Source organism: Bradyrhizobium sp. 45, from assembly GCF_023073155.1.
Taxonomy (GTDB): Bacteria; Pseudomonadota; Alphaproteobacteria; order Rhizobiales; family Xanthobacteraceae; genus Bradyrhizobium; species Bradyrhizobium canariense_D.
On the sequence record NZ_JADPIX010000028.1, the window covers coordinates 19,585 to 38,924 of the forward strand.

Sequence of the window (19,340 nt, forward strand, 5' to 3'; positions counted from 1 at the left end):
TGCAGCGGTTTTTCCGATAGGATCGTGCTCAAGACAATAAACTAACGCAGGTTCGTTTCCCAATTTCGAGAAGCCGGTAAAGGAATTCGTCGTGGCAGCGCGAGCTAAGAAAATCGCTAAAGGCAAGAGCAGCAAGAAGAAGGCTGCCACCAAGGCCGTCAAGAAAGGCGCGAAGAAGGCCGTGAACGCGCGCGCGCGCAAAGCTGCCAAGAACGTCAAGAAAGCCACGAAGACCAAAGAGGCGGCCGCCAAAAAAACCGGGAAGAAGAGCGCCGCGAAGACGGCAAAGAAGGCAGCGAAGAAGCAGGTCGTCGCCAAGAAGACGGTGAAGACAGGAACCAAAAAGCCAGCCAAGGCTTCGGCGAAGAACAAGGCCTCGGCGAAAAACAAGGCCCCGGCGAAGAAGATAGCCAAGACGGCGAGGGTGGCTGCGCCCGCAGTGACCGCCGCACCAGCTCCTGTCGCGACGCCGCCGAAGACTGCGAAGCCCGATGTATCGAAACCCAAGGCCCCGCGCGCGCCGAAGTCCATCGCAGCGCCGCACGCCAACACGCCCGTGGCCGTCCCCGCGCGCGACAACGTCTTCTACATCACGACTGCGATCGCCTATCCCAATGGCAGCCCGCATATCGGCCACGCCTATGAGGCGATCGCGACCGATACGTTGGCGCGCTTCGCGCGACTCGACGGCAAGGATGTGTTCTTCCTGACCGGCACCGACGAGCACGGCCAGAAGATGGTTCAGACCGCGGCCAGCGAAAAAATGTCCGTCTCGGAGCTCGCCGCCCGCAATGCCGGCCGTTTCAAGCAAATGGACGAGCGCCTGAACGTGTCGTTCGACCGCTTCATCCGCACCACCGAGGAGCAGCATCACCGCTCCAGCCAGGAGATCTGGCGGCGCATGGAAGCGAACGGGGATATCTATGCCGACATCTATGCCGGCTGGTATTCCGTGCGCGACGAAGCCTATTACGCGGAGGACGAGACGCGCCTGAACGAGGACGGCGTGAGGCTCGGGCCGCAGGGCACGCCGGTCGAATGGGTCGAGGAGAAGAGCTACTTCTTCCGCCTGTCGGCCTATCAGGACAAGCTGCTCAAGCTGTACGAGACGCAGCCCAATTTCATTGGGCCCGACTCCCGCAAGAACGAGGTGGTGAGCTTCGTCAAGGGTGGCCTGCGCGACCTCTCGATCTCGCGCACGACGTTCGACTGGGGTGTCAAGGTGCCCGGCGACGAAGATCACGTGATGTATGTCTGGGTCGACGCGCTCACCAACTACATCACCGGCGTCGGCTTCCCCGACGAGAGCGACAACAACTGGCGTTATTGGCCTGCCGACGTGCACATCATCGGCAAGGACATCATCCGCTTCCATGCGGTGTACTGGCCGGCTTTCCTGCTGTCGGCCGGGATCCCCCTCCCGAAGCGGGTCTATGCCCATGGCTTCCTGTTCAGCAGGGGCGAGAAGATGTCGAAGTCGGTCGGCAACGTGGTCGATCCCTTTAACCTCGCCGACCAGTACGGCGTCGACCAGATGCGCTATTTCTTTCTGCGCGAGGTGCCGTTCGGCCAGGACGGCAACTACAATCACGAGGCCATCGTCGCGCGCATCAATGCCGATCTCGCCAACGATCTCGGCAATCTCGCGCAGCGCTCGCTGTCGATGATCGCGAAGCAGCTCGGCGGCGTGCTCCCGGAGCCCGGCGAACTCAGCGATAACGACAAGGCGATCCTGTCACAAGCAGACGGCATGCTCGCAGCGTCCCGCGAAGCGATGGCGACGCAGCAAATCCATCACTGGCTCAATGCCGTGTGGGCTGTGGTCGCGGAAGCCAACCGCTATTTCGCGGGCGAAGCGCCGTGGGCGCTCGCCAAGACCGATCCTGTCAGGCAGAGGACGGTGCTCTACGTCAGCGCCGAAGTCGTGCGCCAGATCGCAATCCTGGCCCAGCCGGCGATGCCGACGGCCTCGGGATTGCTGCTGAACAGCCTCGGTATCCCCGAAGCGGAGCGCAACTTCGCCGCGCTTGGTGGCGCAACGCGCATCGCGCCCGGTACGACGCTGCCCGCGCCGACGCCGGCCTTCCCGCGCTACATCGAGCCGGCAGCCTAAAGGCGTTCGCACCATGCTGGTCGACAGCCACTGCCATTTGGATTTTCCGGATTTTGCGGAGGATCTCGACGGGATCGTGTCGCGGGCGCGAGCGGCCGGCATCGGCCGCATGGTCACGATCTCGACGCGGGTGAGAAGGCTGAACCAGCTTTTGGCCATCGCCGAGCGCTATGACGACGTCTATTGCTCGGTCGGCACCCATCCGCATAACGCTGATGAAGAAGACGGCATCGCGCCGGACGAGCTGATCGCGTTGACGCAGCATCCCAAGGTCGTCGCGCTCGGCGAAGCCGGGCTCGACTATTTCTACGACAACGGCTCGCCGGAGGCGCAGGCGAGGGGCTTTCGTGCCCACATCGCCGCCGCCCGCGCCACCGGCCTGCCGCTGGTGATCCACACCCGCGAGGCGGACCAGGATTGCGGCCGCATCCTTGAAGAGGAGACGGCAAAGGGATCGTTTCGCGCGGTGTTGCATTGTTACACCGGCGGGCGCGAGCTGGCGCTGAAGGCGCTCTCGCTCGGGCTCTATATCGGCTTCACGGGCATCCTGACCTTCAAGAAGTCCGAGGCCTTGCGCGCGCTTGCGGCCGAACTGCCGTCCGACCGTATTCTGGTTGAAACAGACTCGCCCTACCTTGCGCCGGGCAAGTTCCGGGGCAAGCGCAACGAACCGGCCTATGTGGTCGAGGTCGCAAAAGTGCTCGCCGAAACACGCGGCGTGTCGTTTGACGAGATCTCGCGCCAGACAGGCGAAAACTTCTTTCGCCTGTTCTCCAGGGTGAAACCTTAGAACTGGGAGCCGCATGACGCTGACGCTGACGATCCTGGGCTGCGGCTCCTCCGCCGGCGTGCCGCGTCCGGCACTCGGCTGGGGTGCCTGCGATCCCAACAATCCCAAGAACCGCCGTCGCCGCTGTTCGCTGCTGGTCGAGCAGACATCGGGCGAGGGCACCACGCGTATCGTGATCGACACCTCGCCTGACCTGCGCGAGCAATTGCTCTCGACCAATGTCGACCACATCGATGCCGTGTTCCTGACCCACGAGCACGCCGATCAGACCCACGGCATGGACGACCTGCGTTCGGTCGTGATGCACATGCGCCGGCGGATTCCGACCTATCTCAATCAGACGACTGCGAACGACATCATGTCGCGGTTCTCCTATTGCTTCGTCTCACCGGCGGGCAGCGACTATCCGCCGATCCTGACGGCGCAGTCGATCGAGGCCGGTGACAGCCAGACCATTCAGGGGAAGGGCGGCCAGGTGACGATGACGGCCTTCCTGGTGCAGCACGGCAACATTCCCGCGCTGGGCTATCGCATCGGCGATGCCGCCTACACGCCCGATCTCAACGACATCCCACGCGAGAGCTGGGGCGCCCTGGAAAATCTGGATCTCTGGATCGTCGATGGCCTGCGCTACACCAGCCATGTCAGCCATTTCAGCATCAACGACGCGTTGTCCTGGATCGAGCGCTTCAGGCCGAAGCGCGCCGTCATCACCAACATGACGGCCGACGTCGATTATGAGGTGATCCGGCAGTCGCTGCCGGCGGGAGTGGTGCCCGCGTATGACGGGCTGCGGCTGGAGACCCGCTGAACCTGCGGGGGAAATTCCGGCGAGAGCCGGCATACTCCTTGCTTGCGCTAGCCCCATCATGTTGATCTAACGTCTGAAAGACAGGCGCTGGGCAGGGGCGATATTCATGCAGGACCGGCGCGCGACGTGCGATCGCCGGGACCTTCTGAATCGCTTCGTATGAGGATGGGGATCGCGTTGGCAGGGGACGATGTCACGAGCCGGGGGCCGGTGCGACGCGCGCTAGATCTCCTTTATCTCGGTGCGGGCTACGCCGCCGGAGCCTTCATGGTTGCGATCTTTGCAATCATGATGATCATGTCGATCGGGCGCCAGTTTGCGGTCAACATTCCCGCCGGCGATGATTTCGCCTCATGGTGCATGGCCGCGATGGCATTCCTCGGCCTCGCTCACACCTTCAAGCGCGGAGAGATGATCCGGGTCGGCCTGTTGCTGGAGCGTCTGCATGGGCGCTCCAAACAGGTGGCGGAGGTCGTGGCCCTTGGTATTGCCGCCGCTTTCATCCTCTATTTCACCCGGCATGCCGTGCAGATGACCTACGATTCCTGGCGCTTCAACGACGTGGCGCAGGGCGTCGTCGCGCTTCCGCTCTGGATTCCGCAGCTCGGGTTTTCCGGCGGACTCGTGATCCTCTCGATCGCGCTCATTGATGAAATGGTCAGTGTCATCAGCGGCAACCGGCCGAGCTACGAGAAGGGCTCGCCGGACGAGACTCCGGACGAATTCATCGAGCGGATATCGCAGGGCGGCGGAGGTTGACGATGGCCAATCTCGGCATGATCGAACTATCGTTCATTCTGCTCGGCGTCATGATCGTGCTGCTGGGAAGTGGCATCTGGATCGCGGTTTCGCTGGGGCTTGTCGGCTTCGTGGCGATGGCGCTGACCACGAGCCTGCCGCTCGGCTCCGTGCTTGCGACCACGACATGGAGCGCAAGCTCGTCATGGACGCTGGCTGCGCTGCCGTTGTTCATCTGGATGGGCGAGATCCTCTTCCGCACCAAATTATCCGAGGAAATGTTCCGGGGCCTGTCGCCCTGGGTGCAGTGGCTGCCGGGGCGTCTGACCCATGTCAACGTGATCGGCTGCGGCATCTTCGCGGCAGTGTCGGGTTCGTCGGCGGCGACCTGTGCGACCATCGGCAAGATCGCGCTGCCCGAACTGGACAAGCGTGGTTACGATAAGGGCTTGAGTCTAGGCTCGCTCGCGGGCTCCGGCACGCTCGGCCTGCTGATCCCGCCGTCGATCCCAATGGTGGTCTATGCGGTCACGGCGAATGTCTCCGTGCTTCAGGTGTTCCTCGGCGGCTTCCTGCCGGGCGTGCTCGTGATGGTGCTCTATTCGGGCTACATCATCATCTGGTCGCTGCTGAACCCGAAGAAGATTCCGCCGCGCGATCCCCCGATGCCGTTCCGCCAGAAGCTGCGCGAGTCGGCCAGGCTTGCGCCCTGCCTGTTGCTGATCCTGGCAGTCTTCCTCTCCCTCGTGCTCGGCTTCGCGACGGCGACGGAATGCGCCGCCTGGGGCGTTTCGGGCGCGCTGCTGCTGGCGTGGTGGAGCCGCACGCTAACGCGCAAGAACTTTCTCGAGAGCATCATGAGCGCGACGCGCCTGACCTGCATGATCATGCTGATCCTGGCAGGCGCTGCCTACACGACCGCAGCGATGGCCTATACGGGCATTCCGGCGGCGCTCGCCACCTGGGTCCAGGGCCAGCAGCTGACGCCGGGCATGCTCGCGCTGTATCTGAGCATCATGTACATCATCCTGGGATGCCTGATCGACGGCATCTCGATGATCGTCCTGACCGCCGTGATCGTGCTGCCGATGGTCAAGCAGGCCGGGCTCGACCTGGTCTGGTTCGGCGTCTATCTCATCATCCACGTGGAGATGGCGCAGATCACGCCGCCGGTCGGTTTCAATCTGTTCGTGCTCCAGAACATGAGCGGGCGTGATACCTTGACCGTCGCGCGGGCGGCGTTCCCGTTCTTCGTCCTGTTGCTCGCCGCCGTGTTCATCATCACGGAATATCCGCAGATCGTGATGTTCCTGCCCAAGCTTGCTTTCCCAGACTGAGCGTACCGGTTTTGAAATTGACTGTGAGGAGAAGCCCGATGATGTCTCGTTTATTCCGCGCATCCTTGATCGCCAGCGCCGTGCTGGCTGCGACACCCGCTTTGGCTCAGACCAAATGGAATCTGCCGGCGGCATATCCGGCCGACAATCCGCACTCCGAGAATCTCGTCGCGTTCGCCAAGGACGTCGAAGCCGGCACGTCCGGCAAGCTCCAGATCACGGTTCATCCGGGCGCCTCACTGTTCAAGGCGCCCGACATCAAGCGCGCGGTGATGACCGGGCAGGCGCAGATGGGCGAAGTCTTGCTGTCGATCCACGAGAACGAGGATCCGGTATTCGGCGTCGACGTCGTGCCGTTTCTGGCGACCAGCTTCCCGGATGCCATGAAGCTGTACCAGGCGTCGAAGCCGCTGATTACGAAGAAGCTGGAGGCGCAGGGGCTCAAGCTGCTGTTCGTCGTGCCGTGGGCGCCGCAGGGCGTCTATGTCAGCAAGCCGCTTGCGACCATCGAAGACATGAAGGGCCTTAAATGGCGGGCCTACAACGTTGGGACCGCGCGCATCGGCGAACTGGTTGGCGCGCAGTCGGTCACCATTCAAGCCGCCGAGCTGCCGCAGGCACTTGCGACCGGCGTCGTGAACTCCTTCATGTCGTCAGGCGGCACGGGCTACGATGCGAAGGCATGGGAGTCGCTGAAGTACTTCTATGACGTGCAAGCCTGGATCCCGAAGGACTACACCTTCGTCAACAAGGCTGCGTTCGAGGCGCTCGACAAGCCGACCCAGGAGGCCATCCTCAAGGCCGCCGCGACCGCGGAAACCCGCGGCTGGAAGGCCTGGCAGGACAAGAGCACCTGGTACATCGATCAGCTCAAGGCCAAGGGCATGACGGTCGAGCCGCCGAGCCCGGCCCTGAAGGCTGGCTTCCAGAGGATCGGCGAACAGCTCACCGCCGACTGGCTCAAGAAGGCGGGAGCCGACGGCCAGGCCCTGGTTGACGCCTACAAGAAGATGTGAGGACGACGGGGCCTCGGCGAAGCCGACTAGTCGAAACTACGCAATGATTTCGCGGCGACACCCAACCGCCGCGGAGGTCGAGACAAGCTCAGTTCGAGATTGCCTTCGCCGATCCCGCCTCGTTGCGCAGCAGGAATTTCTGGATCTTTCCCGTCGACGTTTTCGGGATAGGCCCGAACACCACGGACTTCGGCGTCTTGAAGCCGCTCATATGCGAGCGGCAGAAGGCGATGATATCGGCTTCGCTCGCGCTTGCGCCGTCCTTCAGCTCGACGAAGGCGCAGGGCACCTCGCCCCATTTCGGATCGGGCTTTGCGACCACGGCGGCGAACAGCACGGCCGGGTGCTTGTAGAGGATGTCCTCGACCTCGACGGAGGAAATGTTCTCGCCGCCGGAGATGATGATGTCCTTGGAGCGATCCTTGATGATGACGTAGCCGTGCGCGTCGAGCACGCCGAGATCGCCGGTGTGAAACCAGCCGCCCTCGAAGGCTTCCTGCGTCGCCTTGTCGTTCTTGAGGTAGCCCTTCATCACGATGTTGCCGCGGAACATGACCTCGCCGATGGTCTCGCCGTCGTGCGGTACTTGCCTCATGGTTTGCGGATCGATGACGGTGACGGCTTCCTCGAGCGGGTAGGGCACGCCCTGCCGCCGCTTCAGGCTGGCGCGCTCGGCTGCGGGCAGATCATCCCAGCCAGGCTGCTCGGCGCAGACGGAAGCGGGGCCGTAGACCTCGGTCAGGCCATAGACGTGCGTCAGCTTGATGCCGATGCTCTCGGCGCCCTCGAGCACCGCGACCGGCGGCGCGGCACCGGCGATCAGGCCGACGACGCGGCGCGCGGCATCGCCCTTCGGTGCATCGGGCGCGTTGATCAGCGTGTTGTAGACGATCGGCGCGCCGCACATATGGGTGACGCCGTGCTGCTTGATCAGCTCGAAGATTTTCGTCGGCTCGACCTTGCGCAGGCAGACGTTGATGCCGGCGGCGGCTGCGATGGTCCAGGGGAAGCACCAGCCGTTGCAGTGGAACATCGGCAGGGTCCAGAGGTACACCGGATGCTGGCCGAGTTGGCCCGCGAGAATATTGCTGACGGCGTTCAGATAGGCGCCGCGGTGATGGGTGACGACCCCCTTGGGATTTCCCGTGGTGCCCGAGGTGTAGCTCAGCGCGATCGCATCCCATTCATCGCCCGGCAGGATCGCCGCGAAGTCAGGATCGCCTTGCGCGAGCGCGGCCTCGTACTCGATCTCGCCGATGCGCCCGCCGCCTTTGAAGGCGGCGTCGTCGACGTCGATCACGAACGGTTTTGGGCCACTCATCTGTGACAGCGCATCGGTGATCACGCCGGAAAATTCGGGGTCGACCAGAATGATCCTGGCGCCGCCATGGTCGAGCTGAAATGCGATCGAAGGTGCATCCAGCCGGATGTTCAGCGCATTGAGCACCGCACCCGTCATGGGGACGGCGAAATGCACCTCGTTCATCGCCGGAATGTTCGGCAGCATCGCCGCGACGGTGTCGCCGACGCCGATGCCCTTGCCGGCAAGGTACGAAGCAAAGCGCTTGCAACGCTCATGCGTCTCGCGCCAGGTGAAGCTGCGCCCCTCGTAGACCGTGCTGACGTGATCGGGATAGACCGCGGCGCTGCGTGTGAGAAAGCTCAACGGGCTCAGCGGCACGTAGTTGGCGGGCGTCTTGTCGAGGCCGATATTGTACTGGTTCTGCCGCTCGCTCATCGACACCTCCCTTACGCGCCGGCCTACAGGAATCCGATGGAGATCCACGGAAAGACGGCGACCACGATCAATCCTACCAGCAGCGCCAGCAGATAGCCCCAGATCGGCCTGATGCCTTCGGCCGGATCGACGCGTCCGATGGCGCAGGCGGCATAATAACCGACCCCGAAGGGCGGGGCGAATAGCCCGATACCCATGGCGAGAATGATGACCATGGCATAGTGCACCTCGTGGACGCCGACGGCGCGCGCAATCGGAAATAACAGCGGCCCGAACAGCACGATCGCCGGGATGCCCTCGAGCACGCTGCCGAGGATGGTGAAGGCCAGGATCGAGACGGCGATGAAGGTCGCCGCGCCGCCCGGCAATCCGGTCATGGCGGATGCCAGCGCCCGCGAGAAGCCTGATTGCGTCAGGCCCCAGGCCATGCCGGTCGCCGTGCCGATGATCAGCAGGATCGCGCCCGACAGCGCCGCGGTTTCGACCAGCATCGGAAACAGCCGCCGCCAGTCGAAGCGGCGGTAGACGAGGAGGCCGACCAGGGCGCCATAGACGATGCCGATCGTGGACACTTCGGTGGCGGTGGCGATGCCTTCGACCACGGCGTAGCGGATCACGAAGGGCAGCGCGAGCGCGGGCAGGGCGATGACGAAGGTCTTGCCGATCTCGCCGCCTGTGGCGCGGCGGACATGGCTCATGTCCTCGTGGCGATAGCGCCACCACACCAGCATGCACAGCGTTATGGCCAGCACCACGCCGGGCAACAGGCCGCCGGTGAACAGCGCGGCGATCGAGACGCCGGTGACCGATCCGATCGTGATCAGCACGAGACTCGGCGGAATGGTTTCGGTCTGCGCGCCGGTGGCCGCAAGAAGCGCGACGAGATCGCCGGGCTTGGCGCCGCGCTGTTTCATCTCCGGGAACAGCACGGGCGCGACCGCGGCCATGTCCGCGGCCTTGGCACCTGAGATGCCGGAGACCAGGTACATCGCGCCGACAAGCACGTAATGCAGCCCACCGCGGACATGGCCGAGCAGGCTGGCCAGGAACGCCACCATGGCCCGTGCCATGCCGGTCATTTCAATCAGGAGCCCCAAAAATACGAACAGCGGCACCGAGAGCAAAATGAGGTGGCTCATGCCCTCGTCCATCCGCCCGACCAGTACCATGACCGGCGTGCGCGTGGTCAGTGCCAGATAGCCGAAGATCGCGAGCCCGAAGCCGAACGCGATGGGAACGCCGGCAAAGACGCAGAAGCCGGCGACGCCGACGAAGAAGATGACGAGGTTGAGATTGCCGAGCGGCCGCAGATATGGCTGCGCCAGCCAGAACAAGCCGACGACGACGGCAACGGCGACCGCGGCCGTCAGCACCATGCGGTAATCGACTGCGCGCAGCAGCCGCAACAGCGCGAACGCCGCCATCAGGCAGATGCCGGCCGGCAATGCCGCGGCGCGCCACATATTGGAGATCTGCAGCGCCGGCGTGGTGATGAAGCTTTCCTCGTAGGCGTAGTCCCAGGACGGCCAGACGATCAGCGCCAGGAAGGCCAGCGCCGCGCAGGTCGCGACCAGATCGAGCCAGGCCCGCGTGGCCGGCCTGGTGCTGGCGACGACCGCGGTCATGCGCATGTGCTCGGAACGGCGGAACGCCACCGCCGCGCCCAGCATGGCGAGCCACAGGAACAGGATCGAGGCCAGCTCGTCCGACCAGATCAGCGGCCGGTGCAGGCCGTAGCGCGCGACCACGCCGGCAAACAGGATCGCAATCTCGGCGACCACCAAAATGGCCGCCGGAATTTCGACGAGGAGACCGAGTGCGCGCTCCGTCGAGGCCAGCAAGGAAGGCCGGCGAGGGGACCGAACAGCCGCCTCGCCCGCCACTCCGCTCACTTCGACCTCAAGATGAGCCATGACGGCTCCAACGCGTTACGACAGCTTGCCGACGGCTTTTTCCAGCAGGTCCCAGGCCTGGTCGCCATATTTGCCTTTCCACTCGGCATAGAAGCCGGCGGAGCGCAGCTTGTCGCGGAACGGCGCGACCGCGGGCTGATTGAAGGTCAGGCCCTTGCCCGCGAGCTCCTGCTGCAGATTGGCATTGAGCTTGGCGGTATCCTCACGCTCCTTGAGCGCTGCGGCATTGATGTTCTTGGCGACGATGGTGCGCACATCCTCGGGCAGGCTGCTCCACGCCTTGCGATTGGCCAGGAACCAGAAGCCGTCCCACATGTGGTTGGTCAGCGAGCAGTATTTCTGCACCTCGTAGAGCTTGGCGGTCGAGATGATCGCCAGCGGGTTCTCCTGGCCCTCGACGATCCTGGTCTGCAGCGCGGAATAGACCTCGGCGAAATTGATCGAGGCGGGCGCCGCATCGAATGCCTTGAACATCGAGGTCCATAGCGGCGACACCGGCACGCGGATCTTGAAGCCCTTGAGATCGTCCGGATGGGTGATCGGCTTGCTCGACGACGTGGTCTGGCGGAAGCCGTTGTCCCAAATCTTGTCCATGACTTCGAGCCCGGCCTTCTTGATCTCGCCGCGGACAAAGGCGCCGAGATCGCCGTCCATCGCCTTCCAGACCGTGCCGTAGTCCGGGAACGCGAAGCCGATGCCGTTGATGGACGCCGCCGGTACCAGGGTCGACAGGATCAGCCCCGACAGCGTGAAGAACTCGACGCCGCCGGACCGGATCTGGCTCAGCATGTCGGTGTCAGACCCGAGCTGGTTGTTCGGGAAGATCTGGAGGTCGAACTTGCCGCCTGTCTCGGCCTTGATCGCCGCGGCCATCTCCTTGGCGCGCTCGTTCAGCGGATGCGTGTCCGGCAGGTTATTGGCGTATTTGTAGGTGAACTCGGCGCTCTGGGCGCGGGCCACATGGGGCGCACTGAGGCCGCCCAGGACCGCGGTCGCGGCGGAGGCCTTGAGAAGCGTGCGGCGGGAAAAGCTCATGGGTCTGCTTCCTCGGAAAGTTTGTTGTTGTTCTGAGATGCAAACCTATACGGACGGAAGGTCAGAAGGTCATCTGCGATCTCGCGAAGCCTCGCTTATTGCAGCCGGACATCCTCACGGCAATATCGGCTTTCGGCGGCATCGGCCCGATTCAAAAACCGAAAAACAACCCCATGCACAGTAGCCGTCGAAAGTCGGGACCACGTCCGACGGCCAGCCTGGAAAAGGACCGGGAACGAAGGTGCGATGAGAGGAATTCTAGCTAAATAACTGATCTGATTTGATATAATGATATTCCATAATATACCTTATGCGAATCGTGGATATGGCTGTGCAGGTCAGGCCAGATCATTCCGCAGCTACCCAGAACCCCTCTTTCGGATCAAACTTGTGCCAACAAATCCCCGGGCAAACCGACGCAGCGGTTGTCGCCACGGCAGCATTGGGAGGTTCGTCATGCAGGAGAACGTCGCCCGCGCAGACCGCTCGCGCGCCATTCCATTCGACGCCGCCAAGCTCGACCGCCTGATGGAGGCTGCCGGCCTCGACGTCGTGGTCGCGACCTCCAAGCACAATGTGCAGTACCTGCTGGGTGCCGAGCGCGCGATCTTTTTCGACTACATGGATGCGCTCGGCGTCAGCCGCTATCTGCCGGTGCTGGTCTATCCCAAGGGCGCACCCAACAAGGCAGTTTATGTCGGCCACCGTCTGGAAACCCATCAGCGCGCCGTGGCGCCGCCATGGGTGGCGCAGCTCCGGACCGAGTCCAACGGCTCGGTTGATGCCGTCACACGGGCTGTCAGCCTGATCCGCGATGCCGGCGTGCCCCTGAAGCGGGTCGGGGTCGAGATGGCGTTCCTGCCGATGGATGCGGGCCGGGCGCTCAGTGACGCCCTGCCCGGCGCCGAGCTCAAGGACGCGCTGCTGGTGCTGGAGCGGCTGCGGGCGGTGAAGTCGGCGGACGAGCTTGCGAAGCTCAAGACGGCGTCCGAACTGGTGATCGCCTCGATGCTGGCGGTGATCGCCGGGCACGGGCCGGGCACGACCAAGCAGCAATTGTCGGACGCCTTGCGGCTCGCCGAAGCCAATCGCGGGCTGACCTTCGAATACTGCTTGCTCGCCTGCGGCAACAGCCACAACCGGGCGCCCTCGGCGCAGCGCTGGGAGCAAGGTGACGTGCTGTCGCTCGATTCCGGCGGCAATTATCACGGCTATATCGGCGACCTCGCGCGCATGGCCGTGCTCGGCGATCCCGATGCCGAGCTGAAGGACTGTCTGGCCGAGATCGAGGCGGTCCAGCGCGCCGCCTTCGCGGCGGTCAGGCCGGGCGCCATGGGCGGCGACATCTACGTCGCGGCCGAGCGGCAGCTCGCGAAGATCACCCAGCGCGACTGCACGGAGTTTTTGGCCCACGGCATGGGCCTCGTCAGCCACGAGGCCCCTCGCCTGACGGCCAAAGGTCCGATCCCCTACGACGACACGGATGCGCGGCTGCCGCTCGAAACTGGCATGGTGGTGTCGATCGAGACCACGATGAAGCATCCGAAGCGCGGGTTCATCAAGCTCGAGGACACGGTTGCGGTGACGGCGACGGGTTACGAGATCTTTGGCGAGGGTGGTCGCGGCTGGAATTTGGGTGGCAGTTCGCTGTAGGCTGGGACCGCGCGCACAGCAGACATCTCGCTCTCGGCCCAAGCTCAGCCGGGTCGTCAACCCCTGTCCTACACCGCCATGACCTAGACTTCCGCGGAAGCGGTAGCTCGCGGCATGCGCATGACCTGCTCGAGGGCGTGTGAGTGCTTCAGCACGGCAAGCGTCTCGCGTGCGCTGAGGCTGCTGACGACTTCCTCGAAATCGTCGCTCTGCTCAATCTTGGCCCGGCCGATCGCGAGATCTATGTCGATTTGGCCCGATTTGCGCGGCGGCGTTTCGAGGGACTGCATGTGCGGTCCCAGCAACGCGGGATTCTGTCTAAGTTCGATCAGGGCCCCGTGTGGCTCGATCCGATCCAGGCTGGCAAGCTCTCTCGCCCTCTGCAGCAGCGCCGGCACGCGATTGTCCTCCGGGGTTGCAAACAGGCGCGCCATTCGCGGTGTCGTCGAGGTGACGAGACCGATCGGAATGGCGCAAACCAGGCCGATGATCACCGGTGACATCCAGAGCAGCAGCGGAAGCGACACGGCGTAGGCGCTTGCCGCCATGGCCAGACCGCATAGGGTCGGCACCGTGAACTTGCGATAGACTTCGTCGCGCGTGATCCTGCCATCGCTTCGCCGTTGCACTTGCCAGCCCGCGTCACGGCCCAGCAGGATCTCCGCCACGGCGGTGGATTGAAAGATCATCATGGAGGGGGCGATCAAGGCGGCAAGCAGGCTCTCGGCGACCACCGCCAGCAGCACGCGAAATCCGCCGCCGAATGCCTGCCGTTCCGCACGCTTGGTGAGCAAAACGAGGTAGGCCAGCAATTTGGGCACGATGAGCAGCCCCATTGTCGCGGCAAAGACCCAGGCGGCGAGCACGGGATCCTGTGCGGGCCACGTTGGAAACAACGAGAAGCCCTTGGGAAAGTACTCCGGCTTGACGAAATAGGCCTGCAAGGAGGTCAGGATTCCGAGCAATAGAAACAGCAGCCACAGCGGCGCGGTGAGGTAGGATCCGATCCCGGTCAACAGGTGAAGCCTGGAGACCCAGTGCAGGCCTCGAGCCGGTAGAACGGCAAGATGCTGGAGATTGCCCTGACACCAGCGGCGGTCGCGCGCCGCGAAATCCAGAAGCGACGGGGGCACCTCCTCGAAACTCCCGCCGAGACCTGGAGCCATGAAAATTCCCCATCCCGCTCGTCGCATTAGTGCGGCTTCGACAAAATCGTGGCTGAGGATATGGCCGCCGAAAGGCTTCCTCCCGCGCAACTCGGGCAGGCCTGCCTCTTGCGCAAAAGCCTGCACCCGGATGATGGCGTTATGTCCCCAGTAGTTGCCCTCTGAGGCGTGCCACCAGGTGTTCCCGGCCGCGATCAGCGGGCCGTACAAACGACCCGAGAACTGCTGAAGCCGGCTAATCAGGGTTCGCGCATTGACGACGATCGGAAGCGTTTGAATCAGCGCGGCTTGCGGGTTCGATTCCATCGCGCCCGCCAGCCGCACGATGGTCTCTCCGCTCATCAGACTGTCCGCGTCGAGAATGATCATGTAGTCGTAGGCGCCACCGAATCGCCTCACCCATTCGGCGATGTTGCCGGACTTTCGGGCGGTGTTGTCGGATCGGTGACGATAGTAGAGATGGCCCGAACCGCAGTTGCGCTGCAGTTCCAGAAACGCAAGCTCCTCGGCAATCCAGATGTCCGGATCTGTCGTGTCACTGAGCAGAAACCAATCGAACAACGGGTCCTGTCCGGTTTCGCCGACCGACTCGTACATGGCGCGGAGTCGCGCCATGAGATGGTGCTGATCCTCGTTATAGGTCGGCAACAGCATCGCCGTTCGGCCGGTGATCGTGGGCAGCGGACCCTGGCTGTCAATTGGCAGCACATCCGGTCGCCCCCGCAGGAGCACAAAAAAACCGGCGACTGAAGACACGAACGAAAACGCGATCCAGGCGAGCAGCACGAGAAACAGCCCGAACACCATGCCTTCGAGGACCGTGACGCCACCAACCTTGAGAACATCGTACATCTCAACAGCGCCCGCAGCGGTAATCGCGACCGTTCCGCCAAGAATGAACAGGCGTCGCGCTGCAACGGCAGGGGCGGTCCGCAGTCGCCCCGGATCGGCACGGTTAGTCCGGTCCAATCGGCAAGGCTGCATGGGGAGAGGCGTTTCGTCGGGGAGATACCGAGTGCCAAGCTCAAGCGAGAGCGCGGGCGAGGTCGTCAGGGCGCCCATCGGTAAACCCAGACTTCAGAGATCGGCTGTTCGCCCTGCATCAAGATCGCCCTCAACTCGATCGGCGCGTCCTTCACGGCGCACTGGAAACTCAGGCGCCAGCCGCCGGTTTCCGGGTTTGGCTGTGTGACGACGATCTTGATCTCGGATTTGTCGGCGCTGACGGCACCCCTTACCTTGTTGGGATCGACCGCCTTCAGTCCGTCCCCGACGATTTCGAGCACGAACAATTTGCTGTCGTCGCCCCGCGCGCCAACGCCTGTGCGGGTGAACCGAGCCAGCGAATTGGGCTTCGGCGCGTCCGGACCCCAGTGCAGACGGTAGGTGTAGTTGTTTTCGCTCTTGGCCTGGAGAGCTGTTTTCGGGCGCCAGAAGGCGGCGATGTTGTCGTGAACTTCCTCCTTGGTCGGGATCTCAAAGAGGACCACACTGCCCTCTCCCCAATCTCCGATCGGTTCGACCCAGAGGCTTGGACGACGCTCAAAGCGCGATTCGATGTCCTCGTAGGCAAAGAAGTTTCGTTCCCGCTGCATCAGGCCGAAGCCGCGAGGATTGAGATCATTGAATGTGCTGGCTTGCAGATCGCGCGGATTGTTGAGAGGACGCCAGAGTTGCTCGCCCTTTCCGTTGAACACGGCGAGCCCATCGGAGTCGTGCACGGCAGGGCGGAAATCGTCGACATCGTGTCGGTCGTTCGGACCGAAAAAGAACATGCTTGTCATGGGCGCCAGGCCGGCATGCTGCAGCTCGATCCGCGGATAGAGCGACATCTCCACGTCGAAGACCGTCGGAGCGCCCGGCCTGATCGTGAAGCGATAGCTTGCCGTAGCGCTCTTGCTGTCAAGCAGCGCATGGACCACCACAGATGTGGCACCCGGCGCGGGCTTCTCCAGCCAGAACGCCTTGAAGAAGGGAAATTCCTCCCCCTTGCTCTCGCCGGTATCGATCGACAGACCGCGCGCGGACAGGCCATACGTCTCGCCTTTGGCAACGGCACGGAAGTAGCTGGCGCCGACAAACGCGCAAACCTCGTCGTAATAGTCGGGGCGATTGATCGGGGCGTGAATGCGAAACCCGGCAAACCCGAGATCGGCGTCCGGTACCTGGCCGATATTGTCGCCGAATGCAAAATCGTCGCGCCGGTACCTGATCGGTACGGCTCGTCCGCCGGCGACCTCGTAAATGTCGACCCTGTTCTTATAGAAAAAGCCGCGGTGGAAAAACTGAACCTCGAAGGGCAGCTTCTCGCTACGCCAAGCCGCGCGCTCCGGCAGAAAGCGGATTGACCGGTACTGGTCGTAGGTGAGATCTTTGAGCGCGTCCGGGACCTTTTCCTCTGGTGGCGCAAAGGGCTTACTCGCCAAATTGCGGGCAAGGTCGCGGACATAAGAGGGACCAAACGGCAAGTCCGCCGCCGATGCCGCAGAGACTGCGCCAGGTAGTAATGTCGCCAATGGCGTCAATGCCGAGGCTTCCAGGAATTGCCGGCGATTCAACTGTGCTACCCGTTCGGTTCCAACCGCAGTGCAACCCCCTCGTCGCGAACGAGTTCCACGAGCGCCGCCGAATCCGGGCGGAGTGTGGCCGACGACCTCATCGAGCGGGCTTGGGGCGATTTCGCGCTGCTTGGCCTTGGTTGCGCCTGCAGGACAATCTGCAATTTCCGATTGCGCATTCTTGAGCCAGGGCGGCGCGCAACGTTGTAGCCCCGAAGGTAACTGGATGATCGCTCTAGCGCACGAGCAGCAACTCCAGCTGGCTCTGCGCTTTCTTGACCGCCGTCGCATACCAGCTCTGGCTTGGTGCCTCCTTGGCGAAGCACGCCGTGTACGCGGTCATCGCGTTGTCTTCGCGGGTGATGTCGCCGCGCGGGTCTTTCTTGTCGATGGGTTTGGCCATCATCTGCTTCCAGACCTTTTCGCAGGCCGGGATCTCAGCCGTCTTCACCGCGTCGCTTGCGGCGAGAAAGAAGACCTTGTCGCCCTGGATCGCGACGACGTCGATTTCATGCGGCGGTCCCTTCAAATCGCCATTGCCGCGCACGCCCAGTACGGCGACCGCAGCGCTCGCTCCCGCGGGCTTCGTGATCGGCAGCTCGGCATATTTGGCGAAGGCGGAGTCCTGGATCGCCTGATAGTAGAAGCGGTCCGATTTGAACGCCGCGCCGATCTCCTGCGGCATGCCGTCCTCGCGGTGCTCGCGAAGCCAGTGCCTGAGCAAGCCGGTCGTGGTCGCCACCGCTTGCATCTTGTCGCCTTCGGAGGCGAAGCCGAGCCCGTCGAGATGGCCAAAGCCGGAGTCGCCCTTGAAGAGCGTGTCCGCATTCGTCTTGCCGTCGGCCGGCAGTCCCTTGATTGCGACGGGACCCACCAGGCTGCGCAGGACGCCCGTCAACTCGTTGAGCGCCGCATCGTGCTGCTTATAGGTCTCGTCGTTTTCCGCAGCTTTCGAGAACTTTGCGATGTAGCGATCGCGCAGGTCGAGATAATGCTGCTCGGGCGTGGCCGCATCGGCGGGCGTAGCGAAGACGAGCAGGCAGAGCAAGGCAAGCGATCTCATGCGATTTCCGGCAAGACGGGGGGATCTCCAGTCTTTGTGCCGGTGCCGGGCGGGAAGGTTCATCCGCGCCGGACGAACGCCCTACTCCGCCGGTGTCAGCTGCTGCCGGCTCGGGCGCATCGCCGCCGTCGCCCGCACGCGCACGCGGGCGCGGCGCTTGCGCCACCAGATCACGATTCCGGTGACCGAGAGTGCCGCCACCACCAGCCCCATGACCGAGATCAGAATGCGGCCGAACAGCCCGACGATGCGGCCCGAATGCAGCGGGAATTGCGCCTGTACGAAGATGTCGGCGGCGGTGCCGACCCAAGGCAGTCGTTCGCCGATCGGACGACCGTCCTCGCTGTCGTAATAGAGCTGCGCCGGGCCGACGCCGCCGGCGCCGTGATCGTCGCCGGGGTGGAAGAAGGCCGCGGCATAGACGCCGTGGGCCGGGCCGTAATTGACCGAGCCGACCGGGATAGTCCACCCTCGCCCCTTGCCGTCGGCCGCCGCGCGCGCGGCGATGTCGGCGAAGCTGACCTTGGGCTCGATGGGGTCGTCGAGATCGCGATACGGCCGCTGCTCATAGGGCGTCGGCGTGTAGTTCGACACCATCTTCATCAGCGGTGAGAACACCTCGAAATAGAGGTTCAGCGAGAACGCCGTGAAGGCGATGATGAAGAGCACGCCCCAGGTCCACAGGCTGAAAGCGCGGTGGATGTCGACATTGATCCGGTAGGCGCTGCCCGACGTCTTGATGGTCCACGCCGGCGCCCAGCGCGCCCAGAAGCCGCGTTCGAGCTGGCGCGTGACCTGGGGTGCCCGCGCCGCCCGGGCGCGCCGGCGCGAGGGCAGCGTCAAATACAAGCCGACGAAGCAGTCGATGGTCCAGATGATGGCGATCACGCCGAGCAGGCGCATGCCCCAGCGGTCGCTGCCCCAGAATTCCGGGATGTGCATGGTGTAGTGCAGCTTGTACAGGAACGAGACGAAGTTTTCGCGCGTCACCGGCCACACCGCGCCCCAATAGCGCCGGCCGAGCTCCGCGCCGGTGTTGGGATCGAGGAAGATCTGATTGTAGTCGAGCGGATAGCGCTTGCCGGTCGCGGGATCAATCCGCGGCATGACGAAGAACCACAGCGAGTGGCCCTTCTCCGGCGTCATGAAGAGGTAGACCACGCGCGCACGGGGATCACGCTGCTCGATCATCTTCGCGAGATCGATCGAGGGAATCGCCGGGCCCTTGCTGCTGACGTCGAACAGATGGCTGTTCAGGACCTCGTCGATCTCGTGATCCCAGGAGATGATCGCCCCGGTGATGCCGGAGAAGAACAGGAATCCGGCCGTGAGCAGTCCCGCCCAGCGATGCAGCTTGCCGAATATCGCTCTCATCGTCTTCTCTCATCAAGCGGGCTCGGCCGCCATTG

The 19,340-nt window shown here is 63.5% G+C and carries 14 protein-coding genes; 7 read left to right on the top strand and 7 right to left on the bottom strand.

All coding sequences use genetic code 11. The features are described 5' to 3' along the window. The first annotated feature begins 91 nt into the window (after positions 1 to 91). The 6 genes from metG to IVB42_RS04355 all read left to right on the top strand — a co-directional run bounded on the left by metG (position 92) and on the right by IVB42_RS04355 (position 6,805). Complete coding sequence (gene metG, locus IVB42_RS04330) at positions 92 to 2,113, top strand: methionine--tRNA ligase (protein WP_247395618.1); 2,022 nt, start codon at positions 92 to 94, stop codon at positions 2,111 to 2,113. 13 nt (positions 2,114 to 2,126) lie between these two features. Beyond that, entirely contained in the window at positions 2,127 to 2,903 is a 777-nt protein-coding gene (locus tag IVB42_RS04335) for a TatD family hydrolase (RefSeq protein WP_247395620.1), read from the top strand. Between the two features lie 13 nt (positions 2,904 to 2,916). Continuing rightward, positions 2,917 to 3,714 (top strand): MBL fold metallo-hydrolase, encoded by a 798-nt coding sequence (locus IVB42_RS04340; RefSeq protein WP_018457853.1) that lies wholly within the window; start codon positions 2,917 to 2,919, stop codon positions 3,712 to 3,714. Between the two features lie 165 nt (positions 3,715 to 3,879). Further along, positions 3,880 to 4,473, top strand: a complete 594-nt coding sequence (locus tag IVB42_RS04345) for a TRAP transporter small permease (protein WP_018457852.1) — start codon at positions 3,880 to 3,882, stop codon at positions 4,471 to 4,473. 2 nt (positions 4,474 to 4,475) lie between these two features. After that, positions 4,476 to 5,789 carry a TRAP transporter large permease subunit gene (locus IVB42_RS04350; protein ID WP_007591091.1) on the top strand — a complete coding sequence of 438 codons (1,314 nt, stop codon included), beginning with the start codon at positions 4,476 to 4,478 and terminating at the stop codon, positions 5,787 to 5,789. A gap of 38 nt (positions 5,790 to 5,827) precedes the next feature. Beyond that, on the top strand, positions 5,828 to 6,805 hold the full coding sequence (locus IVB42_RS04355; RefSeq protein WP_018457850.1) for a TRAP transporter substrate-binding protein: 978 nt from the start codon (positions 5,828 to 5,830) through the stop codon (positions 6,803 to 6,805). A gap of 88 nt (positions 6,806 to 6,893) precedes the next feature. Here IVB42_RS04355 and IVB42_RS04360 read toward each other — a convergent pair whose 3' ends face one another. The 3 genes from IVB42_RS04360 to IVB42_RS04370 are packed head-to-tail and all read right to left on the bottom strand — an operon-like array spanning position 6,894 to position 11,491. Then, entirely contained in the window at positions 6,894 to 8,543 is a 1,650-nt protein-coding gene (locus tag IVB42_RS04360) for an acyl-CoA synthetase (RefSeq protein WP_247395622.1), read from the bottom strand. 23 nt (positions 8,544 to 8,566) lie between these two features. Further along, complete coding sequence (locus tag IVB42_RS04365; RefSeq protein WP_247296759.1) at positions 8,567 to 10,456, bottom strand: TRAP transporter large permease subunit; 1,890 nt, start codon at positions 10,454 to 10,456, stop codon at positions 8,567 to 8,569. 15 nt (positions 10,457 to 10,471) lie between these two features. Beyond that, positions 10,472 to 11,491: a TRAP transporter substrate-binding protein gene (locus IVB42_RS04370; RefSeq protein ID WP_247395623.1), complete on the bottom strand. Its 1,020-nt coding sequence runs from the start codon at positions 11,489 to 11,491 to the stop codon at positions 10,472 to 10,474. Positions 11,492 to 11,947: 456 nt separating this feature from the next. Between IVB42_RS04370 and IVB42_RS04375 the strand changes: the two genes are divergently transcribed. Next, positions 11,948 to 13,144, top strand: coding sequence for a Xaa-Pro peptidase family protein (locus IVB42_RS04375; protein ID WP_247395626.1), 1,197 nt, complete (start codon positions 11,948 to 11,950; stop codon positions 13,142 to 13,144). Positions 13,145 to 13,227: 83 nt separating this feature from the next. Here IVB42_RS04375 and mdoH read toward each other — a convergent pair whose 3' ends face one another. From mdoH to fsrB, 4 genes are all read right to left on the bottom strand, one after another. After that, entirely contained in the window at positions 13,228 to 15,372 is a 2,145-nt protein-coding gene (gene mdoH / locus IVB42_RS04380; RefSeq protein WP_247395628.1) for a glucans biosynthesis glucosyltransferase MdoH, read from the bottom strand. Further along, a complete protein-coding gene (locus IVB42_RS04385; protein WP_247395704.1) occupies positions 15,360 to 16,868 on the bottom strand; it encodes a glucan biosynthesis protein G in 1,509 nt (502 codons plus the stop codon). The genes mdoH and IVB42_RS04385 overlap by 13 nt, the downstream gene beginning before the upstream one ends. 235 nt (positions 16,869 to 17,103) lie before the next feature. Then, positions 17,104 to 17,931 (bottom strand): hypothetical protein, encoded by an 828-nt coding sequence (locus tag IVB42_RS04390; RefSeq protein ID WP_085349810.1) that lies wholly within the window; start codon positions 17,929 to 17,931, stop codon positions 17,104 to 17,106. 81 nt (positions 17,932 to 18,012) lie between these two features. Then, entirely contained in the window at positions 18,013 to 19,305 is a 1,293-nt protein-coding gene (gene fsrB / locus IVB42_RS04395; protein ID WP_247455709.1) for a siderophore utilization protein FsrB, read from the bottom strand. Between the last annotated feature and the right edge of the window lie 35 nt (positions 19,306 to 19,340).

Bases quoted from the DNA above. Each gene is read 5' to 3' on its own strand.
- IVB42_RS04335 (WP_247395620.1), top strand. From the start codon at position 2,127: ATGCTGGTCGACAGCCACTGCCATTTGGATTTTCCGGATTTTGCGGAG.
- IVB42_RS04340 (WP_018457853.1), top strand. From the start codon at position 2,917: ATGACGCTGACGCTGACGATCCTGGGCTGCGGCTCCTCCGCCGGCGTG.
- IVB42_RS04345 (WP_018457852.1), top strand. From the start codon at position 3,880: ATGGGGATCGCGTTGGCAGGGGACGATGTCACGAGCCGGGGGCCGGTG.
- IVB42_RS04350 (WP_007591091.1), top strand. From the start codon at position 4,476: ATGGCCAATCTCGGCATGATCGAACTATCGTTCATTCTGCTCGGCGTC.
- IVB42_RS04355 (WP_018457850.1), top strand. From the start codon at position 5,828: ATGATGTCTCGTTTATTCCGCGCATCCTTGATCGCCAGCGCCGTGCTG.
- IVB42_RS04360 (WP_247395622.1), bottom strand. From the start codon at position 8,543: ATGAGCGAGCGGCAGAACCAGTACAATATCGGCCTCGACAAGACGCCC.
- IVB42_RS04365 (WP_247296759.1), bottom strand. From the start codon at position 10,456: ATGGCTCATCTTGAGGTCGAAGTGAGCGGAGTGGCGGGCGAGGCGGCT.
- IVB42_RS04370 (WP_247395623.1), bottom strand. From the start codon at position 11,491: ATGAGCTTTTCCCGCCGCACGCTTCTCAAGGCCTCCGCCGCGACCGCG.
- IVB42_RS04375 (WP_247395626.1), top strand. From the start codon at position 11,948: ATGCAGGAGAACGTCGCCCGCGCAGACCGCTCGCGCGCCATTCCATTC.
- mdoH (WP_247395628.1), bottom strand. From the start codon at position 15,372: ATGGGCGCCCTGACGACCTCGCCCGCGCTCTCGCTTGAGCTTGGCACT.
- IVB42_RS04390 (WP_085349810.1), bottom strand. From the start codon at position 17,931: ATGAGATCGCTTGCCTTGCTCTGCCTGCTCGTCTTCGCTACGCCCGCC.
- fsrB (WP_247455709.1), bottom strand. From the start codon at position 19,305: ATGAGAGCGATATTCGGCAAGCTGCATCGCTGGGCGGGACTGCTCACG.